28 protein-coding genes, 2 tRNA genes and 1 pseudogene are annotated in these 25,845 nt (G+C 33.7%); 19 read left to right on the forward strand and 12 right to left on the reverse strand.

Annotated features, from left to right (window positions below; translation table 11 throughout):
- From ACIQZC_RS01575 to ACIQZC_RS01590, 4 genes are all read left to right on the forward strand, one after another.
- The coding region (locus tag ACIQZC_RS01575) for an SBBP repeat-containing protein (protein ID WP_396137483.1) at positions 1–1,041 on the forward strand (1,041 nt) is incomplete at its 5' end.
- A gap of 214 nt (positions 1,042–1,255) precedes the next feature.
- Positions 1,256–1,843: a Crp/Fnr family transcriptional regulator gene (locus tag ACIQZC_RS01580; RefSeq protein WP_396137484.1), complete on the forward strand. Its 588-nt coding sequence runs from the start codon at positions 1,256–1,258 to the stop codon at positions 1,841–1,843.
- 74 nt (positions 1,844–1,917) lie between these two features.
- Positions 1,918–3,075: a hypothetical protein gene (locus ACIQZC_RS01585; RefSeq protein WP_396137485.1), complete on the forward strand. Its 1,158-nt coding sequence runs from the start codon at positions 1,918–1,920 to the stop codon at positions 3,073–3,075.
- A gap of 66 nt (positions 3,076–3,141) precedes the next feature.
- Entirely contained in the window at positions 3,142–3,696 is a 555-nt protein-coding gene (locus ACIQZC_RS01590; protein WP_396137486.1) for a fasciclin domain-containing protein, read from the forward strand.
- A gap of 72 nt (positions 3,697–3,768) precedes the next feature.
- Here the strand turns inward: ACIQZC_RS01590 and ACIQZC_RS01595 are convergent, their stop codons facing one another.
- Positions 3,769–4,203: an RrF2 family transcriptional regulator gene (locus ACIQZC_RS01595; protein ID WP_396137487.1), complete on the reverse strand. Its 435-nt coding sequence runs from the start codon at positions 4,201–4,203 to the stop codon at positions 3,769–3,771.
- Positions 4,204–4,462: 259 nt separating this feature from the next.
- On the opposite strand from ACIQZC_RS01595, the gene ACIQZC_RS01600 reads away from it, so the two are divergent.
- The 15 genes from ACIQZC_RS01600 to ACIQZC_RS01670 all read left to right on the forward strand — a co-directional run bounded on the left by ACIQZC_RS01600 (position 4,463) and on the right by ACIQZC_RS01670 (position 17,649).
- Positions 4,463–4,807 carry a c-type cytochrome gene (locus ACIQZC_RS01600; RefSeq protein ID WP_396137488.1) on the forward strand — a complete coding sequence of 115 codons (345 nt, stop codon included), beginning with the start codon at positions 4,463–4,465 and terminating at the stop codon, positions 4,805–4,807.
- A gap of 11 nt (positions 4,808–4,818) precedes the next feature.
- A complete protein-coding gene (locus ACIQZC_RS01605; RefSeq protein ID WP_396137489.1) occupies positions 4,819–6,159 on the forward strand; it encodes a cbb3-type cytochrome c oxidase subunit I in 1,341 nt (446 codons plus the stop codon).
- 9 nt (positions 6,160–6,168) lie between these two features.
- On the forward strand, positions 6,169–7,602 hold the full coding sequence (gene nirK, locus ACIQZC_RS01610; RefSeq protein WP_396137490.1) for a copper-containing nitrite reductase: 1,434 nt from the start codon (positions 6,169–6,171) through the stop codon (positions 7,600–7,602).
- Positions 7,603–7,615: 13 nt separating this feature from the next.
- Complete coding sequence (locus ACIQZC_RS01615; RefSeq protein ID WP_396137491.1) at positions 7,616–8,464, forward strand: formylglycine-generating enzyme family protein; 849 nt, start codon at positions 7,616–7,618, stop codon at positions 8,462–8,464.
- Positions 8,461–9,039 (forward strand): SCO family protein, encoded by a 579-nt coding sequence (locus ACIQZC_RS01620; protein WP_396137492.1) that lies wholly within the window; start codon positions 8,461–8,463, stop codon positions 9,037–9,039. Before ACIQZC_RS01615 ends, ACIQZC_RS01620 begins: the two co-directional genes overlap by 4 nt.
- Before the next feature lie 4 nt (positions 9,040–9,043).
- Positions 9,044–10,306: an alginate export family protein gene (locus ACIQZC_RS01625; protein ID WP_396137493.1), complete on the forward strand. Its 1,263-nt coding sequence runs from the start codon at positions 9,044–9,046 to the stop codon at positions 10,304–10,306.
- Between the two features lie 12 nt (positions 10,307–10,318).
- Positions 10,319–11,098 (forward strand): CbbQ/NirQ/NorQ/GpvN family protein, encoded by a 780-nt coding sequence (locus ACIQZC_RS01630; RefSeq protein ID WP_396137494.1) that lies wholly within the window; start codon positions 10,319–10,321, stop codon positions 11,096–11,098.
- Positions 11,099–11,159: 61 nt separating this feature from the next.
- Entirely contained in the window at positions 11,160–11,810 is a 651-nt protein-coding gene (locus tag ACIQZC_RS01635; RefSeq protein WP_396137495.1) for a carbonic anhydrase, read from the forward strand.
- A gap of 42 nt (positions 11,811–11,852) precedes the next feature.
- A complete protein-coding gene (locus ACIQZC_RS01640; protein ID WP_396137496.1) occupies positions 11,853–13,592 on the forward strand; it encodes a nitric oxide reductase activation protein NorD in 1,740 nt (579 codons plus the stop codon).
- A gap of 1 nt (position 13,593) precedes the next feature.
- A complete protein-coding gene (locus ACIQZC_RS01645; RefSeq protein ID WP_396137497.1) occupies positions 13,594–14,562 on the forward strand; it encodes a PAS domain-containing protein in 969 nt (322 codons plus the stop codon).
- On the forward strand, positions 14,553–15,128 hold the full coding sequence (locus tag ACIQZC_RS01650; RefSeq protein WP_396137498.1) for a cytochrome c oxidase subunit 3: 576 nt from the start codon (positions 14,553–14,555) through the stop codon (positions 15,126–15,128). The genes ACIQZC_RS01645 and ACIQZC_RS01650 overlap by 10 nt, the downstream gene beginning before the upstream one ends.
- A 2-nt stretch (positions 15,129–15,130) precedes the next feature.
- Positions 15,131–15,370, forward strand: a complete 240-nt coding sequence (locus ACIQZC_RS01655; protein WP_396137499.1) for a cytochrome C oxidase subunit IV family protein — start codon at positions 15,131–15,133, stop codon at positions 15,368–15,370.
- Positions 15,371–15,452: 82 nt separating this feature from the next.
- Positions 15,453–15,890, forward strand: coding sequence for an OsmC family protein (locus ACIQZC_RS01660; RefSeq protein ID WP_396137500.1), 438 nt, complete (start codon positions 15,453–15,455; stop codon positions 15,888–15,890).
- A gap of 9 nt (positions 15,891–15,899) precedes the next feature.
- Positions 15,900–16,337, forward strand: a complete 438-nt coding sequence (locus tag ACIQZC_RS01665; protein WP_396137501.1) for a c-type cytochrome — start codon at positions 15,900–15,902, stop codon at positions 16,335–16,337.
- Positions 16,327–17,649 (forward strand): cbb3-type cytochrome c oxidase subunit I, encoded by a 1,323-nt coding sequence (locus ACIQZC_RS01670; RefSeq protein ID WP_396137502.1) that lies wholly within the window; start codon positions 16,327–16,329, stop codon positions 17,647–17,649. The genes ACIQZC_RS01665 and ACIQZC_RS01670 overlap by 11 nt, the downstream gene beginning before the upstream one ends.
- On the opposite strand, the gene ACIQZC_RS01675 is transcribed toward ACIQZC_RS01670, so the two are convergent.
- The 11 genes and pseudogenes from ACIQZC_RS01675 to rseP all read right to left on the reverse strand — a co-directional run bounded on the left by ACIQZC_RS01675 (position 17,614) and on the right by rseP (position 25,777).
- Positions 17,614–18,300 carry an anaerobic ribonucleoside-triphosphate reductase activating protein gene (locus ACIQZC_RS01675; RefSeq protein WP_396137503.1) on the reverse strand — a complete coding sequence of 229 codons (687 nt, stop codon included), beginning with the start codon at positions 18,298–18,300 and terminating at the stop codon, positions 17,614–17,616. The two genes, ACIQZC_RS01670 and ACIQZC_RS01675, sit on opposite strands and share 36 nt — an antisense overlap.
- Positions 18,294–18,458 carry an anaerobic ribonucleoside-triphosphate reductase gene (gene nrdD / locus ACIQZC_RS01680; RefSeq protein WP_396137504.1) on the reverse strand — a complete coding sequence of 55 codons (165 nt, stop codon included), beginning with the start codon at positions 18,456–18,458 and terminating at the stop codon, positions 18,294–18,296. Before nrdD ends, ACIQZC_RS01675 begins: the two co-directional genes overlap by 7 nt.
- A complete protein-coding gene (locus ACIQZC_RS01685) occupies positions 18,442–20,556 on the reverse strand; it encodes a ribonucleoside triphosphate reductase (RefSeq protein ID WP_396137505.1) in 2,115 nt (704 codons plus the stop codon). Before ACIQZC_RS01685 ends, nrdD begins: the two co-directional genes overlap by 17 nt.
- A gap of 21 nt (positions 20,557–20,577) precedes the next feature.
- On the reverse strand, positions 20,578–21,309 hold the full coding sequence (gene ric, locus ACIQZC_RS01690) for an iron-sulfur cluster repair di-iron protein (protein ID WP_396137506.1): 732 nt from the start codon (positions 21,307–21,309) through the stop codon (positions 20,578–20,580).
- Between the two features lie 68 nt (positions 21,310–21,377).
- Positions 21,378–21,821, reverse strand: a complete 444-nt coding sequence (locus ACIQZC_RS01695) for a copper resistance protein CopD (RefSeq protein ID WP_396137507.1) — start codon at positions 21,819–21,821, stop codon at positions 21,378–21,380.
- Positions 21,821–22,192, reverse strand: coding sequence for a group III truncated hemoglobin (locus ACIQZC_RS01700; RefSeq protein WP_396137508.1), 372 nt, complete (start codon positions 22,190–22,192; stop codon positions 21,821–21,823). Before ACIQZC_RS01700 ends, ACIQZC_RS01695 begins: the two co-directional genes overlap by 1 nt.
- Positions 22,193–22,211: 19 nt before the next feature.
- Positions 22,212–23,350: pseudogene (locus ACIQZC_RS01705) on the reverse strand (nitrous oxide reductase); the annotation flags it as partial.
- Between the two features lie 83 nt (positions 23,351–23,433).
- Positions 23,434–23,907, reverse strand: coding sequence for a c-type cytochrome (locus ACIQZC_RS01710; RefSeq protein ID WP_396137509.1), 474 nt, complete (start codon positions 23,905–23,907; stop codon positions 23,434–23,436).
- Positions 23,908–24,196: 289 nt separating this feature from the next.
- A tRNA-Asn gene (locus ACIQZC_RS01715) sits at positions 24,197–24,270 on the reverse strand.
- A 35-nt stretch (positions 24,271–24,305) separates the two neighbouring features.
- A tRNA-Asn gene (locus tag ACIQZC_RS01720) sits at positions 24,306–24,379 on the reverse strand.
- A 72-nt stretch (positions 24,380–24,451) separates the two neighbouring features.
- Positions 24,452–25,777, reverse strand: a complete 1,326-nt coding sequence (gene rseP / locus ACIQZC_RS01725; protein WP_396137510.1) for an RIP metalloprotease RseP — start codon at positions 25,775–25,777, stop codon at positions 24,452–24,454.
- Between the last annotated feature and the right edge of the window lie 68 nt (positions 25,778–25,845).

Consider the following 25,845-nt stretch of genomic DNA (forward strand, 5'->3'; position numbering starts at 1 on the left):
GTAAAACAATGGGGTACTTATTTTGGAGGTTCTTATACTCTTGCTTCCGGAATGGAAACGGGATTATCCTGCGCGACCGATGCTTTGGGGAATGTTTATATGACGGGGCATACGCCCTCCACTTCCGGCATTGCCACGGCAGGCGCTCATCAAACTATTTATGGCGGAAGTTCTACTGATGCTTTTTTAGTAAAGTTTAACTCAAGTGGAGTAATACAATGGGGTACTTATTATGGCGGTGCAGGGGTAGATATAGGATATTCGTGCACTACCGATGCATCTGGCAATATATATTTAGCTGGTGATACTCAACAAGAATTCTTGCCTGCATCATCGGGCATGACCACAATAGGAGCGCATCAAAGTGCTTATGGTGGTGGTTATAGTGACGGATTCTTAGTAAAGTTTGATTCTAACGGTCAAATGCAATGGGGAACTTATTATGGTGGTAGCTTATTAGATGTTTCCGTTTCATGCGCTACAGATGCATCAGGTAATGTTTACATGTCGGGTAATACGCAATCTGCTACTGGTATAGCTACATCTGGAGCACATCAAACTACAGTTAATGGCGCATTTTTAGTCAGTTTTAACTCAAGCGGAGTAAGACAAAGCGGTACCTATTGCGGTGGCATCAAAAATGTCTGCACTACCGATGCTTCAGGCAATGTTTACATGACGGGATATACACAATCTAATTCGGGTATAGCCACAGCAGGAGCGCATCAAACCGCTAATGGAAATAGTGGTTACAACGATGCTTTCCTTTTAAAATTTAATGGCATAAGTTTGGGTATTAATGAAAATATAAATGATAAATTATTTACAATTTACCCTAACCCTGCTTTAAGTATTCTAAATATAAATGCAGATTATCAACTTATCAATCAGCATTATACTATTATTGATGGTTTAGGAAGAGTTATTTTAAATGGGAAACTAAACGAATTTGATACAGCTATCAATGTAGAGCAATTATTTAAAGGTATTTATTATTTAAAGGTATCAGATAGAACCGCAAGTAAGTTTATTAAAGAATAATTTTGGAGTTATTTAACACAACAAAACCCGACACTTTCGTATCGGGTTTTGTTTTGCTCCCTCTCTTGGAGAAAGTTACAATTTTACTTTGAAAAAACAGTCAAAACATGATAATAGTCATAGTTTTTTGGGATAAAACAATCAAACTTTGTAAAAGTGCTTTGATTAAGTTAATCCCGCTGCTCATTTTTAATTTTAATGAAACTTATTTATCATGCAAATAGATTTGGATTTACTCTTTACATGGGGAGCTATTGCTAAAGAATATAAAAAAGCCGAAGTAATTTTTAATGAAAATGAAACGGCAAATTTTTATTATCAAATTGCTGATGGCAACGTGAGAATCTTCAACTCAAATGATGAAGGGAAAGAATTTACACAGGGGAATTTTAGCAAAGGAGATAGTTTTGGAGAGCCCCCATTATTTATTAGCGAAAAGTATCCCTCAACAGCTATAGCGTGTCAAGAATGCAGGATAATTAAATTGGGAAAGGATAAGTTTTTAAATATACTAGAGGAATATCCCGCCATTCAAAAGCAATTTTTGGAGTTGATTTGCAAACGTTTACATGCTAAATCAAAATCAACTACGGCTATTATTAATCAAAAACCGGAGTATAGAATCATGGCGTTTCTAAAAGCAAATAAGAAAACAGAGTGCGATAAAAAAGAAATAGTGCCTTTTACAAGACAAGAAATAGCCAATTTTACAGGCCTAAGAGTTGAAACAGTGATTCGCACTTTTTCTAAAATGAGAGCTCAGGAAAAAATAGATATTGTTAGGCACAAAATATTTTATTGATGAAATTTAATGCTAAGTTTTGGTTAAAGTTTTCCTTGGTAAATCTTTTAATTGTTGCGCTAATCGGTCTTTTAATGCGCTACAAAATTGGTTTTTATTTTCCTTTTTTAGACCAAAAACATTTGCAACATTCCCATTCTCATTTTGCCTTTTCCGGATGGATTAGTCATACAATAATGGTGTTGATGATTGGATTTTTAGAAAAAAAAGGTATTCGACAAAATTTTGAAGTGTACAACAGAATACTTATTGCCAATTTAATTTGCGCTTATGGTATGCTGATTTTCTTCATTATTGAAGGATACGGAACATTTTCTATACTTTTTTCGACGGGTTCAATCGTAGTTTCTTGCTTTTTTGGCTACTATTTTTTCAAAGATTTGAAACAAATTGATACCGATTGTCTTGCTACAAATTGGTTCAAAGCAGCCATTTACTTCAATATTTTTTCATCGCTTGGCACATTTGCTTTGGCGTTCATGATGGTGACAAAAAACATCCATCAGGAAGAATATTTGGCTTCCATTTATTACTATTTACACTTTCAATATAACGGTTGGTTTTTCTTTGCCTGCATGGGATTATTAGTATCTTTTTTGAATTTAAAATCGACCGAAAACCAAGTTTTTAAAACTACGTTTCAGTTGTTTTTCATATCCTGTATTCCGGCTTATTTTTTATCTACGCTTTGGTTAGATTTACCAATTTGGGTATATGTTTTAACCGTCATTTCAGCATTTCTACAGGTTTATGCTTGGTTTAGGTTTTTGATTATACTGATAAAAACAAAACGAGAATGGATTGAAAACTATCCGTTCTTTTTACGCTACATTTTGCTTTTTGTTGGATTTGCGTTAAGTGTAAAATTGGTGCTTCAATTAGGTTCAACTATTCCTGCTTTGAGCCAAATGGCATTTGGTTTTCGACCTATTGTAATTGCCTATTTGCATTTGGTATTACTGGCGATTATCTCGTTATTTTTACTGTTTTATATATACGCCAATCATTTGATACAGTTTAACAAACAGATAAAATTTGGTGTCATTTTGTTCTCTTTTGGCGTTTTATTAAACGAAATTATTCTGGCTTTACAAGGTATTGCATCGTTTAGTTATACCATAATTCCCTATGTAAATGAAATGCTTTTTGGCGTAGCAATTGTTTTGGTTTTTGGGATTGGTTTCACGGCTTATTTTTCCATAAAAAAAGTTAAAAATCACCCTCTTTTATGAGTGCAATCATAAAATAGCTATTTAATAATCAGGTACTTTGTTCTTATAAACCAAGTATTTATTATTATGAAAAAATCAATTCAATTACTATTAGTTGCTAGTTTTGTAACCTTCTTTAGTTGCAAACAAAATACCGAAACCACAACTGAAACCACTTCAGAAACCACCGAAACACAAGCTGCAGGACAATCAGGAGTTGTTGACGACACTTCAAATCCAAACATTGTTCAAACTGCCGTTGGAAGTAAAGATCACACCACATTAGTGACTGCCGTAAAAGCCGCCGGATTGGTCGATGCATTGAGCAACGCTGGACCTTTTACCGTTTTTGCGCCAACCAATGCTGCTTTTGACAAACTTCCGGCCGGAACCGTGGAAGGATTATTAAAACCTGAGAAAAAAGGAGATTTAGAGAATATTTTAGGTTATCATACTTATGTTGGTACACTAAAAATTGAATACATGCAAGACGGACAGGAATTCGATATGGTTTTTGGAGGTAAAGTAAAAATTACTAAAAAAGGCGATAAAACATTCGTTAACGGTTCAGAAATCGTAGCCTCTATTCCAACAGCCAATGGAATTATTCACGTTATTGGCGATGTCTTACTTCCAAAATAAAATTTATAATTATTAATTCATTTTATAAATTAAAAAAAGCGTAAATTGTCGTAGTTCACGCTTTTTTTTTATTTAATATTTTAAGAATGTTGTCCCTTTTTTTATCCCTGTGGCTAATTCTTCAAGTGTAGTATTTTCTAACATGAAAGCCAAATCTTGCTTCACAAATTTAAACTTTTCATGAACTGGACAAGGATGATCTTCTGAACAGTTGCTTAAACCTAATCCACATCTTAAAAAAACGGAATCTCCATCTATAGCGACAACAATTTTGGAAAGCGTAATAAGCGCCAAATCTTCTTTTAAAACTAGAAATCCTCCGCCTACTCCTTTACTCGATTTAATGATATCATTTTTAACTAATACTTGCAAAATTTTTGCTGTAAAAGCCATTGGAGAATCTATTTCTTGTGCAATTTCTTTTATCCCAACTTTTGTGTCATTATAACATTGCGTAGCTATAAAAATAGTGGCTCTTATTCCATATTCACAACTCTTTGAAAACATCTTTTTTATTTCAAATTTATAAAACCTAATCTATAAAAGACAATTTTATCTTTTATTTAACATTCATGATTTTTATCATGTTTTAAGACTTTGTCCATTCTTAAATTTGTCTTAAATTAATAAAGGACCAAATGTCTTTTATTAGAAACACTAACTAAAACTAAAATTTATGCTATCAAAATCACAAGCAAGGGCATTTTTTCTAGGTGGAACTTTAGTCACATTTTTGGTCTTTATAGGGCTAACAATTTACTCGTTCATGCCAAAAAATGATCAAACCAACTACGGCAAAATTGATGCTCAAGTTGTAAAAGGTAAAGAGATTTGGGAATCCAACAATTGCATGGGTTGTCATACTATCCTTGGCGAAGGTGCTTATTATGCCCCTGAATTAACAAAAGTAATAGACCGAAGAGGTGATGCTTATGTAAAAGCAGTTTTAATGAGCAAAGAACCTTGGCAACCAAGAGGAAGAAAAATGGTTGCTTACGCAATGACCGAAGCTGAAGCTGAGGCAGTTGTTGCTTACTTCAAATGGATTGGGAAAATTGATTTGAATGGATTTGACAGAATCGTTTCACCATTAGCTAAAGACAAACAATAAAATTAACAAATATGAAATATAAATCACAAAAGATAGCCTATTGGTTTTTTGCACTTTGCATGCTCCTATTCTCTTTGCAAATAATATACGGCTTTATCATGGGCTTTGACCGCATTGGTTTACAAGGTCTTCACGACATCATTCCATTTAACACCGCAAGAGCAGTACACACCAACTTATTGGTAGTTTGGTTGTTAACAGGATTTATGGGTGCCGCTTATTATATAATTCCTGAAGAAGCGCAACGTGAACTAATAAGTGTAAAATGGGCTTATGTTCAGCTTATATCGTTAGCCGTTGTTGGTGTTGTAGCCATTGTTGGATTCCACTTTAATCATTGGGAAGGAAGAAAATTTCTTGAAATTCCAAGAGAATTAGATTTCCTTGTAGTTATTAATGTTTTACTGTTTTTAGGATTAATTCTAGGAACTTTATTCAAAGGGAAACGCAAAACAACAACCGCATTAGTCCTTTCTATGGGATTATTGTTTGCCGCATTACTCTACTTACCGGGAATGATTTGGTTTGACAGTCAAGTAACAGATTCGTTTTTCCGTTGGTGGGTAGTTCACCTATGGGTTGAAGGTGTTTGGGAATTAATAATGGGTGGTATTTTATCTTATTTATTAATCAAATTAACCGGTGTTGATAGAGAAGTTATCGAAAAATGGTTATACGTAATCATTGGTTTAACATTCCTTTCTGGAGTTTTAGGAACGGGTCACCACTACTATTATATTGGGGTAAATAAAATTTGGTTAATTGTTGGTGGAATATTCTCAGCGCTTGAACCTCTAGCTTTCCTTGCAATGGCATTATTTGCAGTAAACATGTATAGAAAAGGTGAAAAAAGTCATCCTAACAAAATTGCTTTATTCTGGACAATCGGTTCTGCTATAGTATCTTTTATTGGTGCTGGTTTATTAGGATTTGCACACACATTACCACAAACAAACCTATATACTCACGGAACATTAGTTACTGCAATGCACGGACATTATGCATTTTGGGGAGCATATGCCATGATTGTACTCGCGATCATTAGTTATGCGCTACCAAATTTAACAGGAAGAAAACGGTACAATAGTGTTCAGGGAAATGCTGCTTTTTGGCTTTCTAATATAGGAATATTAGGAATGACGGTAGCTTTTGGAGTTGCAGGTGTAGTGCAAGTATATTTAGAACGAAAACAAAAAATGGAGTTCATGGAAGTTCAAAAAGAAATTGAAATTCACTTCGTTGTCTTGCTAATCTGTGCGACAATGTTTACTGTTGGAATTGGTCTTTTTATATATGATTTTATAAAATATGGAAGACCAACAGATGAAGCTTTAGAAATAGAAAATAAATAAATTAATACCATGAGAAAAATAATTTTAACAGTTTTTGCTCTTGTAGCATTTGCAAGTTGCAAGCAAAACGATGAATACAAAAAAGTTGATGCGACACTTATAGAAACTGAAGGTCCAGCAATAAATGCAGAACTAACAGCGCCACCATTTGTTCCAAAACCAGTTGGAGATAGACCCGCAAAAAAGTTAATCGTCAATTTGGAAATAATTGAAAAAGAAGGCGAAATGGCGGATGGTGTAAAATATGTTTATTGGACATTTGGCGGATCTGTTCCTGGAAGTTTTATTAGAACTAGAATTGGTGATGAAGTTGAATTTCACCTAAAAAATCATCCTGATAATAAATTACCTCACAACATTGATTTACATGCTGTAACTGGTCCAGGTGGTGGTGCAAAATCCTCTTTTGTAGCTCCAGGACATGAAGTAACATTCTCTTTCAAAGTGTTAAATCAAGGGCTTTTTGTTTACCATTGTGCAACTGCTCCTGTTGGAATGCACATTGCAAACGGTATGTACGGACTTATTTTGGTAGAACCAGAAGGTGGTTTGCCGCCAGTTGACAAAGAATACTACATCATGCAAGGCGATTTCTATACTAAAGGAGCCAATGGTGAAAAAGGATTACAACCGTTTGACATGGCAAAAGCTATTAAAGAAGATGCTGATTATGTAGTGTTTAATGGGAAAACTGGAGCTTTAACTGGTGATAACGCGCTTACGGCCAAAGTAGGAGAAACTATCCGTTTGTTTGTTGGAAATGGTGGGCCAAACTTGGTTTCTTCTTTCCACGTTATTGGAGAAATCTTTGATAATGTTCATGTCGAAGGCGGAACTTTAATCAACCACGATGTACAAACCACACTAGTTCCGGCCGGTGGAGCAGCAATTGTTGACTTTAAAGTTGATGTTCCTGGAACACTTGTCATTGTTGATCACTCTATATTTAGAACATTCAATAAAGGAAGTCTCGGATTGCTAAATGTTATTGGTGACGAAAATAAAACAATTTATTCTGGAACTCAATCAGATGAAGTGTACCACCCAGAAGGAGGAACAATTCAAACCATGCCAAACGAGGTAAGCGCAAAAGCACCTAAAGCAGTGACCCTTGTTGAAAGAATTGCAGATGGAAAATCGATTTATGCAAAGACTTGTTTTGCTTGTCATCAACAATCAGGAGAAGGATTGCCAAATGCTTTCCCACCATTAGCAAAATCAGATTATTTAAATGCAGATGTCAATAGAGCCATCGAATTTGTTCTTAAAGGGAAAACAGGAGAAATTGTTGTAAATGGTAAAAAATACAACAGTGTTATGACGGCTCAAACGCTTACTGACGAGGAAATTGCCAATGTATTAACTTATGTGTACAATTCATGGGGTAATTCTAAAAAAGAAGTAACACCTACAATGGTTAAAGCTGTTAGGAGTAAAAAATAAATTAATTGGTTCCATGAAAAAGTTATGTTTTCTGCTTGTCGTAATTGTGTTTGTTTCTTGTTCTAAAGATAAAGACTCGAATACTATAGAAAATGCAACTATTCCATCAGTTTCTACTCCAGATGATATTTTATTTGGAGTGGAAACACCGATGGTTTTTGTAAAAGGAGGAAATTATATTCCTCTTTACGGAAAAAAAAATGAAGTGATTAAAGTTAACGACCTACTTATGGATGCTTATCCAGTTTCAAATGTCAACTTTTTATCCTTTGTAAAACACAATACAAGATGGAGAAAGTCTAAAGTTAAAAAAATATTTGCAGATGGTAATTATCTAAACTATTGGAAAAACGATACCCTTTTAGCAACAGAAATGAAACAAAACAGCCCAGTTACCAATGTTTCTTGGTATGCTGCAAACGCTTACTGCGAATGTCAAGGCAAACGACTTGCAACTGTTGACGAATGGGAATTTGTGGCTATGGCAAATCAAGAAATGGCCGATGCTCGAAAAGTTGAAGCCTACAATCAATACATTTTAGATTGGTATGAAAAACCAAAAACTTTCAATAACGAAATTGGGAAAACCTTTAAAAATTATTATGGAGTTCATGACCTACACGGTTTAGTTTGGGAATGGACATCCGATTTTAATTCGATTTTATTGACAGGCGAATCCCGAAGTGATGTCACTACAGATAAAGATTTATTCTGTGGAAGTGGCTCACTAAATGCTTCCGATTTAATGAATTATGCTGCATTCATTAGATACGCTTTTAGAGGAAGTGTCAAAGCAGATTATGCAGTAAAAAATTTAGGTTTTAGATGTGTCAAAGACACTTTAAATACAAAAAAACCATGAAAAAAACAATCCTCTTTTTTGTCGCCATAACACTTTTTGGCTGTAAAAAAACAACAACAGAAACAAAAAATAATTCCATCTCTCAAGAATCTATTTACAACTTAACGAGCAAATGGAAAACTCAAGATAACAAAACCATAGAACTAAAAGATTTAAAAGGAAAAGTGACCGTAATGGTAATGATTTATACCAGTTGCAAAGCCGCTTGTCCAAGATTGGTTGCCGATATGCGCGACATTGAATCTAAAATGCCCAAAGACAAGCTATCCGATTTAAACTTTGTTTTAGTAAGTATTGATCCCGAAGTTGACACGCCAGAAAGATTAAAAGCTTTTGCGAAAGCGAATTATATGGATGCGCCACATTGGACTTTTCTGCAAGGAACAAAATCTACAGTCCAAGAATTTGCCAATGTGCTGGCCGTAAAATACAAACAAATTGCTCCAATGGATTTTTCTCATTCTAACATTATCAGCGTTTTTAATAGAGACGGTGAATTAATTCATCAACAAGAAGGTTTAGGAGTCAATAACAAAGAAACTGTAGATAAAATTATTGAAACCGTTAATAATTAACAAAATGACAAAATATATTTATACTGCACTAATTGCCCTTTTAGGAACAGTTACAGTTTCTGCACAACAATTTGATATCAATGCAGATTTACGTGCACGATTTGAAAACCGAAACGGTTATGGAACCTTAAAACCAGACACCGAAAAAGCCGCTTCTTTTATCTCTCAAAGAACTCGATTAGTCTTTGATTACTCTTTTAAAAACATCAAATTACGAGTTTCTCCACAAAATGTAAAAACTTGGGGCGACGTAGCAACTAATTCAAAAACAGATGCAAACAGCGCTTTTCATGAAGCGTATGGCGAAATTAAAATGAATGAAAAATTGTCATTCAAATTAGGACGACAAGAAATTAATTATGACGACGCTCGTATTTTTGGAAATGTAGATTGGGCTATGCAAGCTAGAAGTCATGATGCATTTTTATTAAAACTTAACCCAAACACCAAAAATCAAATTCATTTTGGATTGGCATTAAATGCAAATAAAGAAACAAATTTTTATGAAAATTATGCCATCCCACAATACAAATCATTACAATATCTATGGTATCATACCGATTTTGAAAAATTAAATTTAAGTGTTTTAGCATTAAATAACGGAATGCCTTATTTAGTTGGAACGGAAGAAAAAGTAGATTATAGTCAAACGCTAGGTTCAAGATTGGTTTTCAAAAATGGAGCTCTTTCTATTGATGGTGCGGCTTATTTGCAAACAGGAAAAATTGCCGACAATTCAGTAAATGCTACTTATTTTTCAGCAAATATTAGTTATAAAGCAACAACAAATTTCAATACCAGCGTTGGTTTTGAAATGCTTTCTGGAAAAGATCAAAACGATACGTCTACGGATATGAAATCGTTTAATCCATTGTATGGAACCAACCATAAATTCAATGGCTATATGGATTATTTTTATGTTGGAAATCATACGAATTCCGTTGGTTTAACAGATGTTTATGCAACATTAGGTTACGAAAAAAACAAATTCTCAGCCAAATTAACACCTCATTATTTTGCTTCAGCAGCTTCAATTTATAGTGCTGGAGAAAAACAAGACAATTATCTAGGCACCGAATTAGATTTAACAATAGGATATAAAATGTATGATAATGTGACTTTCGATGCAGGATTTTCACAAATGTTTGCTTCTTCATCAATGGAAGTTTTAAAAGCTGGAAACAAAAATGCTGGCAATAATTGGGCGTTTATTTCCATAAAAATTAATCCAAATCTATTTTCAAATAAAGTGGAAACCAAACTATAATTCTCCATTAAAATGACACAAACTATTCCATACTACCATTCCATAGGAAAAGAAGAAGAAATTTTTTCTCATACTTATTCCAATAAAATTCCGTTGCTTTTAAAAGGCCCAACTGGAACTGGAAAATCTCGATTTATCGAATACATGGCGCATAAATTGGATAAAAAACTCATCACAATTGCCTGCCACGAAGAAACCTCTTCCACCGATTTAATTGGACGATTTATCATCAAAGGTGCGGAAACCATTTGGGTTGATGGACCAATGACACTTGCTGTAAAAGAAGGTGCTATTATTTATTTAGATGAAATTGCAGAAGCTCGTCCTGATGTGATTGTGGCAATACATTCGCTAACCGATCATAGACGAGAATTGTTTATTGATAAGTTAGGAATTACCATAAAAGCGCACGAAGATTTTATGCTTGTAGCGTCATTTAATCCCGGATATCAACGTGGATTTAAAGAATTGAAACCATCAACAAAACAACGTTTTTCGGCACTTTCGTTTGATTATCCAGAAGCAAAACAAGAAGTCGAAATTCTCATCAATGAAACTAAAATTGATGCTGATAATGCTAAAAAACTAGTGGCAATTGGCACTAAAATTAGAAATCTAACGGAACTTGGATTGACCGAAACCGTTTCAACACGACTTCTAGTAAACGCTGCAACATTAATTAATAGCGGATTGCCAAAAAGACTTTCAACTCATATTGCAATCGTTGAACCACTGACAGACGATTTACAAACTATTCAATCGTTAAAGGATTTGTGCGATTTGATGATATAATTTTATATGGCTTTAGCAATTTAAGTTATAGTGAAACCAAAGTTACAAAAAATAATAGAAGATGAAAAAAATAGTGATTGCAATGCTTTTTGTAATAATTTTTGGTTGTCAAAATCAAACATCTTATGAGGAAGAGGTAAATAAAGATGAGGATTTATTAGAGTTTTTGCTTACTGGAAATAAAAGATTTTTAGATGAAAAATCAACTCATCCACATCAGAACTTAAATGCGGTACTAAAAAATCAGAATAGTCAAAAACCCTTTGCTGTTATTGTAACGTGTTCGGATAGTAGAGTGTCGCCTGAAATACTATTTGACCAAGGAATTGGAGATTTATTTGTTATTAGAAACGCAGGAAATCTTATTTCAGATATTGATATGGGAAGTATTGAATACGCCATTGAACATCTTGACACCAAATTAATTATCGTTTTAGGCCATACGGAATGCGGTGCAATAAAAGCGTATTTAGGAGATAAAAACAATGAATATAAAAAGCATCTTTCACACATAGATAATATTATAGAAACAATTGCAAACGAAAATGAACAAAAGTTAATTAAAAAAACAAATGATTTAAATTCTTGTATAATAGCAAATATTATGCATTCAAAAAAAATCATAGAAGACAACCCTATTATTAAAGCGCATAAAACAAAAATAATTTCAATGGAATATGATGTTCATAGTGGAAAAGTTATGCAATTATAAACTATAAATTACTTTACCTTTTTACTACTCATTAACTAAAAAATGGATATAGACGAACTACTTTTCGGAACCGTTTCTAAATATTTTAAAAAAAGAAATAAGAAAAAAATTCTTTTAGACAACAATGCTGTTTTCTTGAAGGATATAAAACCGCGTTTGACTATTTTGGCAAGAGCTATTTCAGGAAATCCTATCGAAATTTTTCCTGCAGAACGTGAAGGTGGTTATAAAAATAACAACTTTTTTCTTCCCATTTATTTTAATGAATTGTCATCAAAAGAGAAAAATTTAGGGCTTTACTTTTTCAGAATTTTGTTTTTGAGTGTGCAATCCGAATTGAATATAAATTTGATTGCTGACGAAGTTTTTTCAGAAGAAAAAAAGCAACAGATTTTAGATTTATTATTTCAAAAATATCCAAATGCTGAAGAAATTTATAAGGAATTAAAAACACATTTTGAACTCAGCGCAACTCCAAAAAAGCCAGCAGATTACTCATGGATTTATGGTAAATTGATGCAAAATGACAAAGAAGAAAACACCGAAACGATACTTGAAAATTTTTCTGATTTGGTTAAAAAATCCAATGCAGAACAAATTATAACCACCTTACAAGCAAAAGCCGTTGAAGAAATAATTACGGTTGAAGTTGACAAAAAGCAACAAGAAGATTATGTGTTGTTACATAGTTTTGAAAAAGTAGAAACTGCCGAAGAATTCAACGGAAATTGGCGTGATTTTGACGGTTCAGACGATCTAGAAAAACACGAAAATGCGATTGAAGATCTCAACATGAAGTTTACCGTTCGTGTTGATGACAGAGCACATTCTGTTTATCAAGCAGATTTTACTGAAAACACATCCATTTCAGAAAGTGCTGAAACTGACACCAATGGTTTTCATCTTACCTATAATGAATGGGATTTCTCAAAAAGAAGATACAAAGAGAATTATTGCAAAGTTTATCCAAAAACACAACTAAAAACTGACGTAAACTATTATAAAAATACGATCTCCAAAAACAGTTCAACATTAATTAATTTAAGAAAAATTTTAACCAATTTGAACAACAAAATGCAACAACAAAAACGGCAAACGCAAGGAGAAGAGTTTGATATTGATGCCATAACTGATTTGTATGTTGATGTGCATTCTAGAAAAACACCTTCCGATAAAATTTACCTTTCTAATAGAAAAAAAGAAAAAGATTTATCCATTTTGATACTGTTAGACATCAGTTTATCAAGCGATAGTTATGCCGCTGGAAATAGAGTAATTGATGTAGAAAAAGAGGTTTCTATTTTGTTTGGCGAAATATTAAACGAATTCAATATCGGTTTTTCTATTGATAGTTTTTACTCCAAAACCCGAAATTTTTCGACTTATTTAACTGTTAAAGATTTTGATGAAAACTGGTCAACCGCCAAGCATAAAATTGGCGCCATTGAACCATCTGGATATACAAGAATTGGTGCTGCTTTGCGTCATGCCGGAGCAAGATTAGACACAAGAAGCACAAAAAACAAATGGATTATTCTCATTTCTGACGGAAAGCCAAACGACTATGATAAATACGAAGGCAAATACGGAATTAACGATGTAAAACAGGCTTTACGAGAATTAAACCAACGAAATATTAACTCCTACGCATTGGCTATCGAAGCCCAAGCCAAATATTATTTGCCGCAAATGTTTGGGCAAAATCATTATCAAATTCTAACAACTCCTATCGAATTATTGCAATCGATGGTCAAATTGTATGAAAAAATAAAACAACAATAAAATGGAAACAGAATTTAAAAAAATAGCTCTAATAAAAGGGCATCCGATACAAAATTACCTTGACGAAACCGATTTAATTCATAAAATAGCTGATGAAATCATCAAAATTGATATTGAAAATGAGTATCAAAAATTTTACAATGCCTTAAATCAATTAGCAACAATTGAAAGACGATTTGAACGTAAAGAAAACCAACTTTTTCCCTTTTTAGAAAAAAAAGGTTGGACTGGACCTTCACAAAACATGTGGTCATTTCATGATATTATAAGACAAATATTTAGAATTATTAGACAAAACATTGAAGATAAAAATTTCACTTCTGCAAAACACAATACAGAATTAGCCGTTCAAAATATAAACAGATTATTAGAAGTTGAAGAAACCGTTCTTTTTCCAAACGCACTACAAATGTTATCCGACGATGATTGGAAAATAATGCGAAAAGGAGAAGACGAAATTGGCTGGATGTTAACCGATGCTCCTCCAAAATACCCAAAAGAACCCGAATATATTCATCCATCTCAAGATACCGAAATAAGAACTGATGTGGTTTTTGATAAAAAAGCAGCCCATTATGACGAAGGTTATATAACCGTAGAACAAGTGAATTTGCTATTCAAAACGTTACCCATCGACTTAACTTATGTAGATGAAAATGATAAAGTGATTTTTTATAATAGAGGTGATGAAAGAGTTTTTCCGAGAAGTGCTGGAATAATTGGAAGAGAAGTTCGTTTCTGTCATCCTCCAAAAAGCGTAGATACGGTATTAAAAATTTTAGAAGCATTCAGAAAAGGAGAACAAAACGAGGCTTCTTTCTGGATAAATTATAAAGAAAGATTAATATACATCCGCTATTTTGCAGTGCGCGATTCAGAAAAAAAATATAAAGGCGTCATTGAAATGTCGCAAGATATAACAGACATTAAGCAGGTTGATGGAGAAAAAAGATTATTAGAATGGAAATAAAAACCCTAAAAATAAATTACAAAAATTTTTATTATCCTCCTGGAGGAATCTTGATGTGGATAATTATTTTTTTAGAGCTTTTTACCTTTGGAATGGCTCTTGTTGCGTTGGCTTTTAGTTCCAGAGAGAACCCGGAACTTTTTCACGAATCTAGTTTGCATCTCAATAGAACTTTTGGAACAATAAATACTATTTTTTTACTCGCAAGTGGCTTTTTTGTTGCTAATGCGGTTCATAATTATAAAGAAAATAATTTCAACAAAGCTTCTTTTCAATTCAAAATTGGAATGATGGGTGGTTTGCTATTTATTGCATTAAAAAGTGTTGAATATTATACCAAAATCGAAGCTGGTTTTTTATTAGACACCAATACTTTCTTTACATTTTACTGGCTTTTAACAGGATTTCATGTGTTACATGTCATGGTTGGATTGGTGATTTTATTTATTATCAACCGAAATATTACAAAAACAAGCATCGAAGATGTAGAAGCAGCCGCAACATTTTGGCACATGTGCGATTTGATTTGGTTGCTCCTATTTCCTGTTTTATATTTAATTTTTTAATCATGAAAACTGAATTATCAAAAACATTTGTGTTGCTATTAATTTTGACATTTGCAACAATTATTATTTTCAATTTACCACTAGTGCATTCCTTAAAAGTAATCCTCATTCTGGTCTTGTTTTCATTAAAATTTCTGTCGGTGGCCTTTCAGTTTATGGAATTAAAAAAAGCGCATGTGTTTTGGAAAGCATCGGTAATCTCAATTTTGATACTAATCAATTTAATCATAATTATTTCCTGAAAAAGGAAAACCATGATTGCAATCATAAATTTATCACTGTAAAAAAGGTCTATTTGTAAAATATAATTTAATAAAATCAAAAATGGAAAATCATAGTTACAACATACATTTAAAATGGGAAAATGACAGAAAGGGAATGATGTCATCGCCTGAATTGCCAACAATGATTGAAGTTGCAACGCCTCCTGAATTTGACAAAGGAATCCCTAATATTTGGTCGCCAGAACACTTATTTACAGCCTCAGTAATAAGTTGTTTTATGACAACTTATTTAGCAATTGCAGAATATTCAAAATTAGATTTCATTTCATTTGAATGCAATGCAGAAGGAATTTTAGAAAAAATTGACGGCAAATATTTAATGACAAAAATTATATTAAAACCTACTTTAACCATTGCTGAACTTGACAAAATAGAAAAAGCACAACGTGTTTTAGAAAAATCAGAAGCCGCTTGTTTAATTTCAAATTCAATCAAAAGTGACGTTGAATTAAAACCAACTATTAATATTGAAAACTAATATTTTGAAATGATTCCTTCAAGAAAACAACTGCTTTTTCTACTACTTTTGATTAGTCTATTTTCAATTTATAATTTTACCATTTATACTTCCAAAACGGATTACGGCACCATTCATCTTTCTAACAAAGCCATTCAAGGCGAAAACATTTGGTTAAAAAACAACTGCAATTCTTGCCATCAACTTTATGGTCTTGGCGGTTATCTTGGACCGGATTTGACCAATGTGTATTCCAATAAAAATAAAAACGACTATTACCTAAAAGCCATGTTAAACAGTGGTGTAAAATCGATGCCAAAATTTAAGTTCAATAACACTGAAAAAGAAGCACTAATTCAATTTTTAAAAGAAGTAGATCAAACAGGTTATTATCCAAATACAAACACAGAAATAAAACCTAATGGTTGGGTTTCAATAAAAAATAAAAATGAAAACCATGGCAAATAATAAATATCCTTTTTACTTTATTGCTGTTGGCTTAATTTCATTAATGCTTGGACTACTTTGCGGATTATTAGCTGGCTTTCAGTATATCGTTCCTAGTTTTATAAAAGAAGTGTTGCCTTTCAATGCAATTCGTCCTTTGCACACGTTTTTTGTAGTTTCGTGGATTTTACTATCAGCCATTGGAGGCATTTATTATTACATAAAACCAGTCAATCAAAACCTTATAAAAGTCCATTTTTGGTTGTTTATTGTAACTGGAATTGGAATCATTTTCTCGTATTTATCAAAGAATTTTGCAGGAAAGGAATATTTAGAATTTCCGAGCTATTTCTATTTTCCAATAGTTTTAGGTTGGATTTTATTTGGCATCAATTATTATAAAACCATGTTGCCAAACTTTAAAAATTGGCCAGTTTATTACTGGATGTGGGCAACAGGAATTGTTTTAATGATTTATCATTTTACCGAAGCGCATTTGTGGATGTTACCTTATTTTAGGGATAATTTTATTCAAAATATTGCAATGCAATGGAAATCGGGCGGTTCATATGTTGGTTCTTGGAATATGCTGGTGTACGGAACGGCGCTATTTGTAATGTCCAAAATAAGTAACGATGAAAGTTATGCTCAATCTAAAAAAGCATTTTTCTTTTATTTTCTTGGACTGACCAACTTAATGTTTGGCTGGGCGCACCACATTTACATTGTTCCGACAGCACCTTGGATTCGCTATTTCGCTTACGGAATCAGCATGACCGAATGGATTATTCTGTTCTCCATCATTTACGATTGGAAAAAAAATCTTTCCACAGCAAAGAAAACCGAATTCTCTTTAGCCTATAAATTGATGATGATGGCTGATTTTTGGGTTTTCTTGAATATCGTTTTAGCCTTGCTGCTGTCTATTCCTGCGATTAATTTGTTTACACACGGAACGCACATTACCGTGGCGCATTCGATGGGAACAACTATTGGCATCAACACTTTGATTCTTTTATCGTCGATTGCTTATATATTAGAAATCACGAATCCATTGGGTACGCGCTCACGAAAGAATATTCAAATCGGAATCAAAATATTTCATAGCTCGTTTCTACTATTTTGGATCACATTGCTCCTTATGGGTGCCAAAAAAGGATACTGGACTTTTTTCAATCCCACGATTTCATTTGGTAAATTTCAAGATTCTCTTCATTGGATTTATACCCTATTCACCCTATTTGGCATTGGAATTTTAATTGGGTTGTATATGATTGTTTTTGAGTTTTTGAAAAAACTAAGATCCGTTTCTAAAAACAATATTGAAATGTAATGCAGATGCCAGTGCTTTTTCTTTTATTCTTGCAGAAGCTGACAAAGCTGCAAGCGTGGCAACATGGTTTCTGAAAGACTGAATGTAATAATTTCCAGTATATTTTTTTGAATCAAGATAACCAACCATTTGATTCATTTCTTCATCTGAAATTAACTCCGAATGATGCGTGGTTCTTACTTCAAATTGGATGTCGCTTTGTAAAAGAATATCTAAGGATTGCTCAAATTCCGGAAACAAATCCGATTGTGTGATTTGGTGAAATTTACCAGGAATCGCCTTAAAATCTAATGCCACATAATCGATTAGATTTTCGGCAATTAATTGTTTTAAAATATCAGGTTTTGAACCATTGGTGTCGATCTTTATTAAGAATCCCAACTTTTTAATTTCACTTATTTGTGCCATACTGTTTTTATGCATCAAACATTCTCCACCGCTGAAAACAACCGCATCAAGCAAGCCTTGTCGGGTTTTTAAAAAGGAAATGGCTTCAGGAAAAGTAATCTTGCCTTTTCCTAAAACAATTTCCGGATTATAACAGTAAGAACAACGCATATTGCAGCCTGCATACCAAAATATACAGGCTGAATGATTGGGATAATCGAGTAAGGTGAAGGGCGTAATATTGTAAATCGGTTTGGCTAACACTGATTTTCTTTAAAATGTACACGCTGTTTGTGTTCGCCTTTTTTACCAATATTAAAACTTTCTACCGGGCGGTGATAGCCCATTACCCGTGTGTAAACCAAGCATTTGATCCGCAAATGTTGGTTGTGTTCTAAAATTTCATTAGTGTTGGTTTTCATGTTGGACTTCTTTTTGAGATTCGATTATTAATTCATCACATTTTGGGCAATATTCGTGTTCGCCATTGAGATAACCGTGAACCGGACAAACACTAAAAACAGGCGTTACGGTAATATAAGGCAGCTTGAAATTCGACAATACTGTTTTGACAAAGTTTTTACAAGCCTCTGAAGAACTGATTCGTTCGTTCATATACAAATGCAAAACCGTTCCACCAGTATACTTGCATTGCAATTCATCTTGCATCAGTAAGGCTTCAAAAGGATCTTGCGTGAAATCGACAGGAATTTGTGAACTATTGGTATAGTAGATATTTTCATTTTGACCTGCTTGAATAATCTTGTCGAATCTTTTTTTGTCTTCTTTAGCAAAACGATAGGTTGTTCCTTCTGCCGGCGTGGCTTCAAGGTTGTATAAATTTCCGGTAGTTTCTTGAAATTCTTTCATTCTATTTCTGATGTAATCTAAAATTTCTACACAAAAATCATTACCGAAAGGACTGGTGATATCTTCATCATCATTCGTAAAATTGCGAACCATTTCATTCATTCCGTTGACACCAATGGTTGAAAAATGATTGCGAAAATGAGGCAAATATCTTTTGGTATAAGGAAACAAACCCCGATCGTACATTTCCTGAATGAAAACTCTTTTCTTTTCCAGTGTAGACATAGCAATCGCCATTAGTTTATCCAATTGTTCAAAAAGTTCGGCTTTATTTCCTTTAAATAAATAGCCCAAACGCGCCATATTAATAGTTACTACTCCAATACTTCCGGTCATTTCTGCACTTCCGAAAAGTCCGTTACCCCGTTTTAGCAATTCTCTTAAATCGAGCTGCAAACGACAGCACATACTGCGAACGGCGTTGGGTTTGTAAGCATTTTCATTTTCTACTTTATGGCCATTTTCATCTAACTTGTATTGGCTTCCGATAAAATTTTGGAAATACGAGGAACCAATTTTCGCGGTATTTTCGAAAAGGATTTCTGTGTTTTCGCCATCCCAATCAAAATCTTCGGTAATATTTACGGTTGGAATCGGAAATGTAAACGGCTGGCCATTCGCATCGCCTTCAGTCATGACCGTGTAATACGCTTTGTTGATCAGATTCATTTCTTGCTGAAAATGTTCGTATCGCAAGTCGGTTGGTTTGGCTACACCCCTATTTTGTGCTTTCATTAAAAGATCGTGACTGAAATTACCTTCAAAAAAGTGGTGGTTGTTTTTGGTCGGAATTTGTGCTTTCAAATCTTCGGGAACGACCCAATCGAGTGTGATATTTGTGAACGGTGATTGTCCCCAACGCGCCGGAACATTCAAATTATAAACAAAACTACGGATGGCTTTTAACACATCATCAAAAGATAGATTGTCTTTAAAAACATAAGGTGCTAAATACGTATCAAACGAGCTGAACGCTTGAGCTCCTGCCCATTCACTTTGTAAAATCCCGAGAAAATTAGCCATCTGACCCAATGCTTCTCTAAAATGCGATGGCGGTTTGCTTTCTACGCGTCCCCGAACACCATTGAATCCGTCGTTGAGCAAAACCCGCAAGCTCCATCCGGCGCAATAGCCCGTTAAACAATCTAAGTCATGGATATGAATGTCGCCATTTCGGTGCGCATAACCTTCTTCTTTAGAGTAGACTTTATCCAGCCAATAATTTGCAATAATTTTCCCGGCTACATTGTTGACCAAGCCTGCATTGGAATAGGAAGTGTTGGCGTTGGCATTGATTCTCCAATCGGTTTGCAAAATATACTCTTCGATGGTTTGTGAACTATCGACATAGGTCGTGTCGTCATTTAATCCTGCTACATGTTCACGCTGTAATTTTCTTGTATGACGGTAGAGCATAAAGGAACGCATCACTGTAAAATATTCTTTTTGAAATAGTGTTTTTTCAATCATATCTTGAATTTCTTCTACAGCCCAAGTGTCTTTAATGTCTATAGAAGAAATAATACTATTGAATATACTTTCATCAAAAGGAATAGAAACGCTTTCAAAACTTTTAATAATAGCATCTTTTATTTTGTAAGATTCAAATGGTTTGTAATCACCATTTCGTTTAATCACAAATTTTTTCATAAAAAAATGATTTAAAAAATTCTATCCTAAAACATTAAATTTTTCTTCCAACTCTACAGCTTTATGAAATAGAATATTGTTTTCAAGATGCATGTGTTTGTGTAAATCTTGTTCGAATTCTTTGAGCATAGCAAATGTTACTTTGTATGTTTCACATGCATCAATTGGTGGAATGTATTCATTAGTTAGTTGAGAAATTTTTGCAAATAAATCGCCTTCAGTTTCGTGATCATGTTTGAGCATTGCAATAGGATTTTCAACTGTTCCGAATCCTGGTTGTTGAATAGTATCGTTATTTTTTATTGCCTTTGTCATTGTTTTAATGAATGGAAATAAAATAACTTCCTCTTTTTGAAGATGATTTAATAATTCAGAAGCACTGATTTTAAATAGATTATTGATTTCAAATAATTCAGGATGTCTATCTCCATGAACTTTGCATAACTTATCTAAATACATTAATAAAATTGGTGTTTTTTCTTGAATGTATTCGTGATGGGTTTCTAGTATATAATCAATTAATAGATTAGGAGAAAATGATTTGAAATCCATTTCTGTTGAAGAACCTGAATTTAATACTGAATTAATTTCATTTTCAATTTGATTAGTATCTAAACCTTTAGCTTTGCAAACTTCGTCAAGTGTTTTATTGCCTTTGCAGCAAAAATCGATTTTATATTTTGAGAAAAGTGCTGCTGTTCTGAAGTCTTGCGCTACATATTCTCCAATGGTATTTTTTTGTGGTGTTTCCATATTTTATAAATTTTATTCAAAAGTATTTTAAATTAAAATCATAAAATATGAGTTAAATCATAAAGAAATTAGATTCCGCCAACTCTTACTAAACTTCCTAAAATGAGCATAGAAACTGCAATTAAAGTAACAATAATAATTTCTACAATTGCAGGTAGCATTCTATTGGAAGTCAATTTTGGGAAAACAATTTTTTGAGCGTGAACCGCTAAACTTAGAGTAGTAAAAAGTAAAAGTAATTTTATGGAAACAATTTTTTCTATTGGATTTGAAAATGAAAACCAATCGGAAAATGGGACATTATAATCGTAAGCTAAAAGAATTCCTGTAATGACTAAAATAAGCAAAGAAGGCATTCCTATTTTTCCAAATTTAGCTCTGAAATCACTTAAAATTGAAATGTCTTTTTGTTTTAAGGTTGCAGGTAAGATTCTTAAAATCAAAAACAAATGACCACCAACCCAAATACTAGCAGCCAATAAATGAATTATAAGGATAATTTGATGATGCATTAAGTCAATGTTTTATACATCATTACAGCCGAAATATTCATAGCTCGATTTTTAATTTCATCTGCTTTTGCACCTTCAAAAAGTTTGTCAACTGTTTGATTGAAAAGTGCATTCCAATGCTGAAAATGTTCTTGAGTCATTGTGCTTTTTTGATGCAATTCTTTGTGAACTGCCATTGGGCTCCCACTATAATTGGCTGAATAGAACAATATGTTTTCCCAAAAATTATACATTTTAGGCAAATGTAATTCCCAATTTACTTTGGCAACATCGGTAAATAAATAGCCAATAACTTCATCTGTTTTTACTTTTTCGTAGAAAGCATTAACTAGCTTTTCGATGTCTTTTCTATTTCTTATATCTGTTTTCATGAGCTACAAATCTTTAGTTTTGAACTTCACCATGAAGTGCTGCTTCGTATTTAATTACGTTGATACCTCCGTAATCACCATCAAATTTTTTGTCTTTGATGGCACCCATGAGTTTGTCAAAGCTAAATACGGGAATTAACGCAGCCAATTTTCCTGAGCCAACAATGTATTCCCCAGTTGGATCCACATCGCAACCATGCGGTGATTTTGGACAAGGAATCATGTAGCAGATATCTTTCAGCGCTGCTGCATCAAGTACGAGAACTTCCGTTTTGATTTCAGAAGTTGCTGAATGCGTTTTTTCGTTCCATTTGTTGTGCGCATATTTTACCGCTTGTTTTTTCCTTTGCCAGCTTTGATATATTCTTCTGCTTTTTTCCAGTTTACTGCCATGATAAAGTCTTTGTCTTTTTGAGACGCATTTACTTCTAGCAAAGTATTGGCTTGTTCTGTATTATAACAGGAGAAGAAAAACCAACCATGCGATTTTCCTTTACCCGCATGCGAAAGATCGAAGTTTACTCCGGGTGTAACGATTTGAAAAGCCAAATCCAATTCACCTTCTTTGCCTACTTTTACAAAACTGATATGGCCTTTAAAGTTTTCTTTGTAGGTATTGATTGCCACATCGCCATTAGAATAATCTGCAGGCACACTAAAGCGAGTTCCTGCTACAACATATTCTGTGTTTTCTGTGATAAAAGGCGAAGAGTGATTTCCACCACTATTTGGCAATTCGATAATCTCTGCTGTTTTGAACGTTTTTAAATCGATACGCGCAATACGAGGTGTATTGTTGGCATTACCAAAAACCCAACGTCCATCGACTTCACCATTGGTTTGCGACATTTCGGTATGGTGCAAATCGTCCCAAGGCACAAAACCATGAGAGGTGTTTAACATAGGCTTGGTTTCTTCGCTATAACCCCAACCTTTTTCAGGATCAACAGAAAAAACAGGGATTACTCTAAATAATCTTCCACTCGGAAGTCCATACACACTTAATTGACCACTAAAGCCTCCGGATACGAAGTTATAGAATTCGTCATATTTTCCGGGTGCTACGTATGCTTTTTCGGCATCACCTGCCACAGCATCACCTGAATTTTTTGGTTTACAAGAAGTCAATAAAGCACTTCCTAAAACCAGAACTAACATTGCTTTTACAAATTTATTTTTCGTAATTAAAAAGTTAACAAGACCGATTCAATGCTTTCACCCATTGAAATTGTCTTGTGGGTTTATTTTACACCATCATTTTTACGCAAATATTCTAAAATACTTCTTGCTTCCTCATCTGCTAATCCTTGATTTGGCATACGAACTAAACAAATCTCCAATTGTGCCTGCAATTTTGGATCTTTGGTAATCATCGGATCGGGATTGGTGATAAAGTTCATAATCCATTCCGGTTTGTTACGAGAAGTTACGCCTTTCCATCCTGGTCCAACTAGTTTCTCTTCGGTAGATTTATGACAGGAAGTACATTTTACACCTGCAACTTTTTCGCCTTCGGTAGCCATGGCTTGGTCCAAAGTTGCACCTAAAGCTACTTTGTCAAATTTACCCTCACCCCGTTTTGGGTCATAGGTAGACGGATCTGAAGTGGTTGCTTCGGTACCTTCTGGTTTTGAAAAATCTGTATCTGTTTTTTCTTTTTTACCACAAGCAGTAAGCATTGCTAACGATAAGATTAATAATAACGACTTGTTCATAATTTTTGGTTTTAAAATTCTATACAAATTTTAGAAAATCATGTTGCGTTTTTTATGATTTGAGTCATACTATTAAGACTATTTTTTTATTATGTTTTTATTTTTAATTTATTAATTTTGAAAATTAAAAGCATATAAACAAAAAAGGCTATCGTTTCCGATAGCCTTTTCACTTTTGCTCCCTCTCTTGGGCTTCCCTATTTCACTTCGTTGCATCGGTATAAACTTCTCGCCAAAATAATAATACGTATAAAAAAAGAGCAACATTTTCATGTTACTCTTTTTTTCGCTCCCTCTCTTGGGCTCGAACCAAGGACCCTCTGATTAACAGTCAGATGCTCTAACCAACTGAGCTAAGAAGGAATAACCTCAAAGGTTTTTATTTTAGTAAAAAGTTGCTCCCCCTCTTGGGCTCGAACCAAGGACCCTCTGATTAACAGTCAGATGCTCTAACCAACTGAGCTAAGGAGGAAGGTGTTTGTCTTTTTAGCGAGTGCAAATATAAACTGATTTTTTATTACCGCAAATTATTTACTGTAAAAAATTACAAAAGTTTGTCCATAATCAGCTGGTAAATATCTTTCCCAAAAGTTAAGGCCATTAAACTCAACAAAATTATCATTCCGCCTGTTTGAACATACCCCATGGCTTTGTCTGATAATTTTCTACCCGTAATCATTTCGGCAATCGTAAACAATGCATGACCACCGTCTAATCCAGGAATTGGTAATAAGTTCATAAAGGCCAATCCGATAGAAAACAACGCTGTAAAATTCCATATAAATTCCCAATCCCAAGTATTTGGTAAACGACGCGCAATTCCTATAGGGCTTTGAACGTGTTTATAAGCTTCGGTTTTTGGTCGTAATATTAATTTGAACTGTTTTACGTTGTAAACTAATAAAGACCAAGACTCCTTTACTGCTGCTGGAATAGCTTGCGCAAAAGTTAAATGATTAGTAACTTCATAATCTAGTTTATCTAACGGTTTATTGAAAAACCCTAACTTTCCTTCTTGATCTACTTTGGCTTTCAATTCAACAATTTGAGTTCCTCTTAAAACAGTTAAAGAAATGCTGTCGTTTTTATGTTTTGAAATAGAATCTTTAAATTCATCATAAAAGGTAAATGCAGCACCATTTAAAGCTTTAATTTTATCTCCTTTTTGTAATCCTGCTATATTAGCGGCCGATTTTGGAACAACAGAATCTACAACAGTGTTTGAAAAACGTGGACCAGCAAATTCTTTTCCTTCTTTGCTGATGATTTCACCTTTCATTTCATCGGATAAAATTACATCCACTTTTGCACCATTGCGCTCTACCTCAACTTTATTGCCTAGTAAAACGTCTAGCGTAATTCGGTTATAACTTGGCTGATATTTTCCATCAACCGATAGAATTTTATCGCCATTTCTAAAACCTGCTTTTTGACCTACTTCGCCAAAAGCTAATCCGTTTGCTTGAATTTTATCTGTAGCAATATATTTTTGACCAACGGTTGCAAATAAAATAGTAAAGATGAACCACGCTAAAATTATGTTCACGATAATTCCGCCCAACATAATAATTAAGCGTTGCCATGCTGGCTTTGATCGAAATTCCCAAGGTTGTGGTTCACCGTTCATTTGTTCGGCATCTAAACTTTCGTCAATCATTCCCGAAAGTTTTACATAACCGCCTAAAGGCAACCAACCAATTCCCCATTCTGTTTCTCCAATTTTTTTCTTAAACAGCGAAAAACCCGCATCCATGAATAAATAAAATTTTTCGACGCGTACTTTAAACATTTTTGCGGTGATGTAATGCCCAAATTCGTGAAGAATTACTAATACCGATAAAATAAATAATATTTGTGCTACTTGAATCATTGCTGTGCTTTTATTTAAAAGACAAAAGTAAGGTTTTCGCCTTACTTTTTACTACTATTTTTTTGATG

The organism is Flavobacterium sp., assembly GCF_044338735.1.
GTDB lineage: Bacteria > Bacteroidota > Bacteroidia > Flavobacteriales > Flavobacteriaceae > Flavobacterium.

What these genes read in the sequence shown, in the direction of transcription:
- ACIQZC_RS01580 (WP_396137484.1), top strand. Translation starts at nt 1,256, where the DNA reads ATGCAAATAGATTTGGATTTACTCTTTACATGGGGAGCTATTGCTAAA.
- ACIQZC_RS01585 (WP_396137485.1), top strand. Translation starts at nt 1,918, where the DNA reads ATGCGCTACAAAATTGGTTTTTATTTTCCTTTTTTAGACCAAAAACAT.
- ACIQZC_RS01590 (WP_396137486.1), top strand. Translation starts at nt 3,142, where the DNA reads ATGAAAAAATCAATTCAATTACTATTAGTTGCTAGTTTTGTAACCTTC.
- ACIQZC_RS01595 (WP_396137487.1), bottom strand. Translation starts at nt 4,203, where the DNA reads ATGTTTTCAAAGAGTTGTGAATATGGAATAAGAGCCACTATTTTTATA.
- ACIQZC_RS01600 (WP_396137488.1), top strand. Translation starts at nt 4,463, where the DNA reads ATGCCAAAAAATGATCAAACCAACTACGGCAAAATTGATGCTCAAGTT.
- ACIQZC_RS01605 (WP_396137489.1), top strand. Translation starts at nt 4,819, where the DNA reads ATGAAATATAAATCACAAAAGATAGCCTATTGGTTTTTTGCACTTTGC.
- nirK (WP_396137490.1), top strand. Translation starts at nt 6,169, where the DNA reads ATGAGAAAAATAATTTTAACAGTTTTTGCTCTTGTAGCATTTGCAAGT.
- ACIQZC_RS01615 (WP_396137491.1), top strand. Translation starts at nt 7,616, where the DNA reads ATGAAAAAGTTATGTTTTCTGCTTGTCGTAATTGTGTTTGTTTCTTGT.
- ACIQZC_RS01620 (WP_396137492.1), top strand. Translation starts at nt 8,461, where the DNA reads ATGAAAAAAACAATCCTCTTTTTTGTCGCCATAACACTTTTTGGCTGT.
- ACIQZC_RS01625 (WP_396137493.1), top strand. Translation starts at nt 9,044, where the DNA reads ATGACAAAATATATTTATACTGCACTAATTGCCCTTTTAGGAACAGTT.
- ACIQZC_RS01630 (WP_396137494.1), top strand. Translation starts at nt 10,319, where the DNA reads ATGACACAAACTATTCCATACTACCATTCCATAGGAAAAGAAGAAGAA.
- ACIQZC_RS01635 (WP_396137495.1), top strand. Translation starts at nt 11,160, where the DNA reads ATGAAAAAAATAGTGATTGCAATGCTTTTTGTAATAATTTTTGGTTGT.
- ACIQZC_RS01640 (WP_396137496.1), top strand. Translation starts at nt 11,853, where the DNA reads ATGGATATAGACGAACTACTTTTCGGAACCGTTTCTAAATATTTTAAA.
- ACIQZC_RS01645 (WP_396137497.1), top strand. Translation starts at nt 13,594, where the DNA reads ATGGAAACAGAATTTAAAAAAATAGCTCTAATAAAAGGGCATCCGATA.
- ACIQZC_RS01650 (WP_396137498.1), top strand. Translation starts at nt 14,553, where the DNA reads ATGGAAATAAAAACCCTAAAAATAAATTACAAAAATTTTTATTATCCT.
- ACIQZC_RS01655 (WP_396137499.1), top strand. Translation starts at nt 15,131, where the DNA reads ATGAAAACTGAATTATCAAAAACATTTGTGTTGCTATTAATTTTGACA.
- ACIQZC_RS01660 (WP_396137500.1), top strand. Translation starts at nt 15,453, where the DNA reads ATGGAAAATCATAGTTACAACATACATTTAAAATGGGAAAATGACAGA.
- ACIQZC_RS01665 (WP_396137501.1), top strand. Translation starts at nt 15,900, where the DNA reads ATGATTCCTTCAAGAAAACAACTGCTTTTTCTACTACTTTTGATTAGT.
- ACIQZC_RS01670 (WP_396137502.1), top strand. Translation starts at nt 16,327, where the DNA reads ATGGCAAATAATAAATATCCTTTTTACTTTATTGCTGTTGGCTTAATT.
- nrdD (WP_396137504.1), bottom strand. Translation starts at nt 18,458, where the DNA reads ATGAAAACCAACACTAATGAAATTTTAGAACACAACCAACATTTGCGG.
- ACIQZC_RS01685 (WP_396137505.1), bottom strand. Translation starts at nt 20,556, where the DNA reads ATGAAAAAATTTGTGATTAAACGAAATGGTGATTACAAACCATTTGAA.
- ric (WP_396137506.1), bottom strand. Translation starts at nt 21,309, where the DNA reads ATGGAAACACCACAAAAAAATACCATTGGAGAATATGTAGCGCAAGAC.
- ACIQZC_RS01695 (WP_396137507.1), bottom strand. Translation starts at nt 21,821, where the DNA reads ATGCATCATCAAATTATCCTTATAATTCATTTATTGGCTGCTAGTATT.
- ACIQZC_RS01700 (WP_396137508.1), bottom strand. Translation starts at nt 22,192, where the DNA reads ATGAAAACAGATATAAGAAATAGAAAAGACATCGAAAAGCTAGTTAAT.
- ACIQZC_RS01710 (WP_396137509.1), bottom strand. Translation starts at nt 23,907, where the DNA reads ATGAACAAGTCGTTATTATTAATCTTATCGTTAGCAATGCTTACTGCT.
- rseP (WP_396137510.1), bottom strand. Translation starts at nt 25,777, where the DNA reads ATGATTCAAGTAGCACAAATATTATTTATTTTATCGGTATTAGTAATT.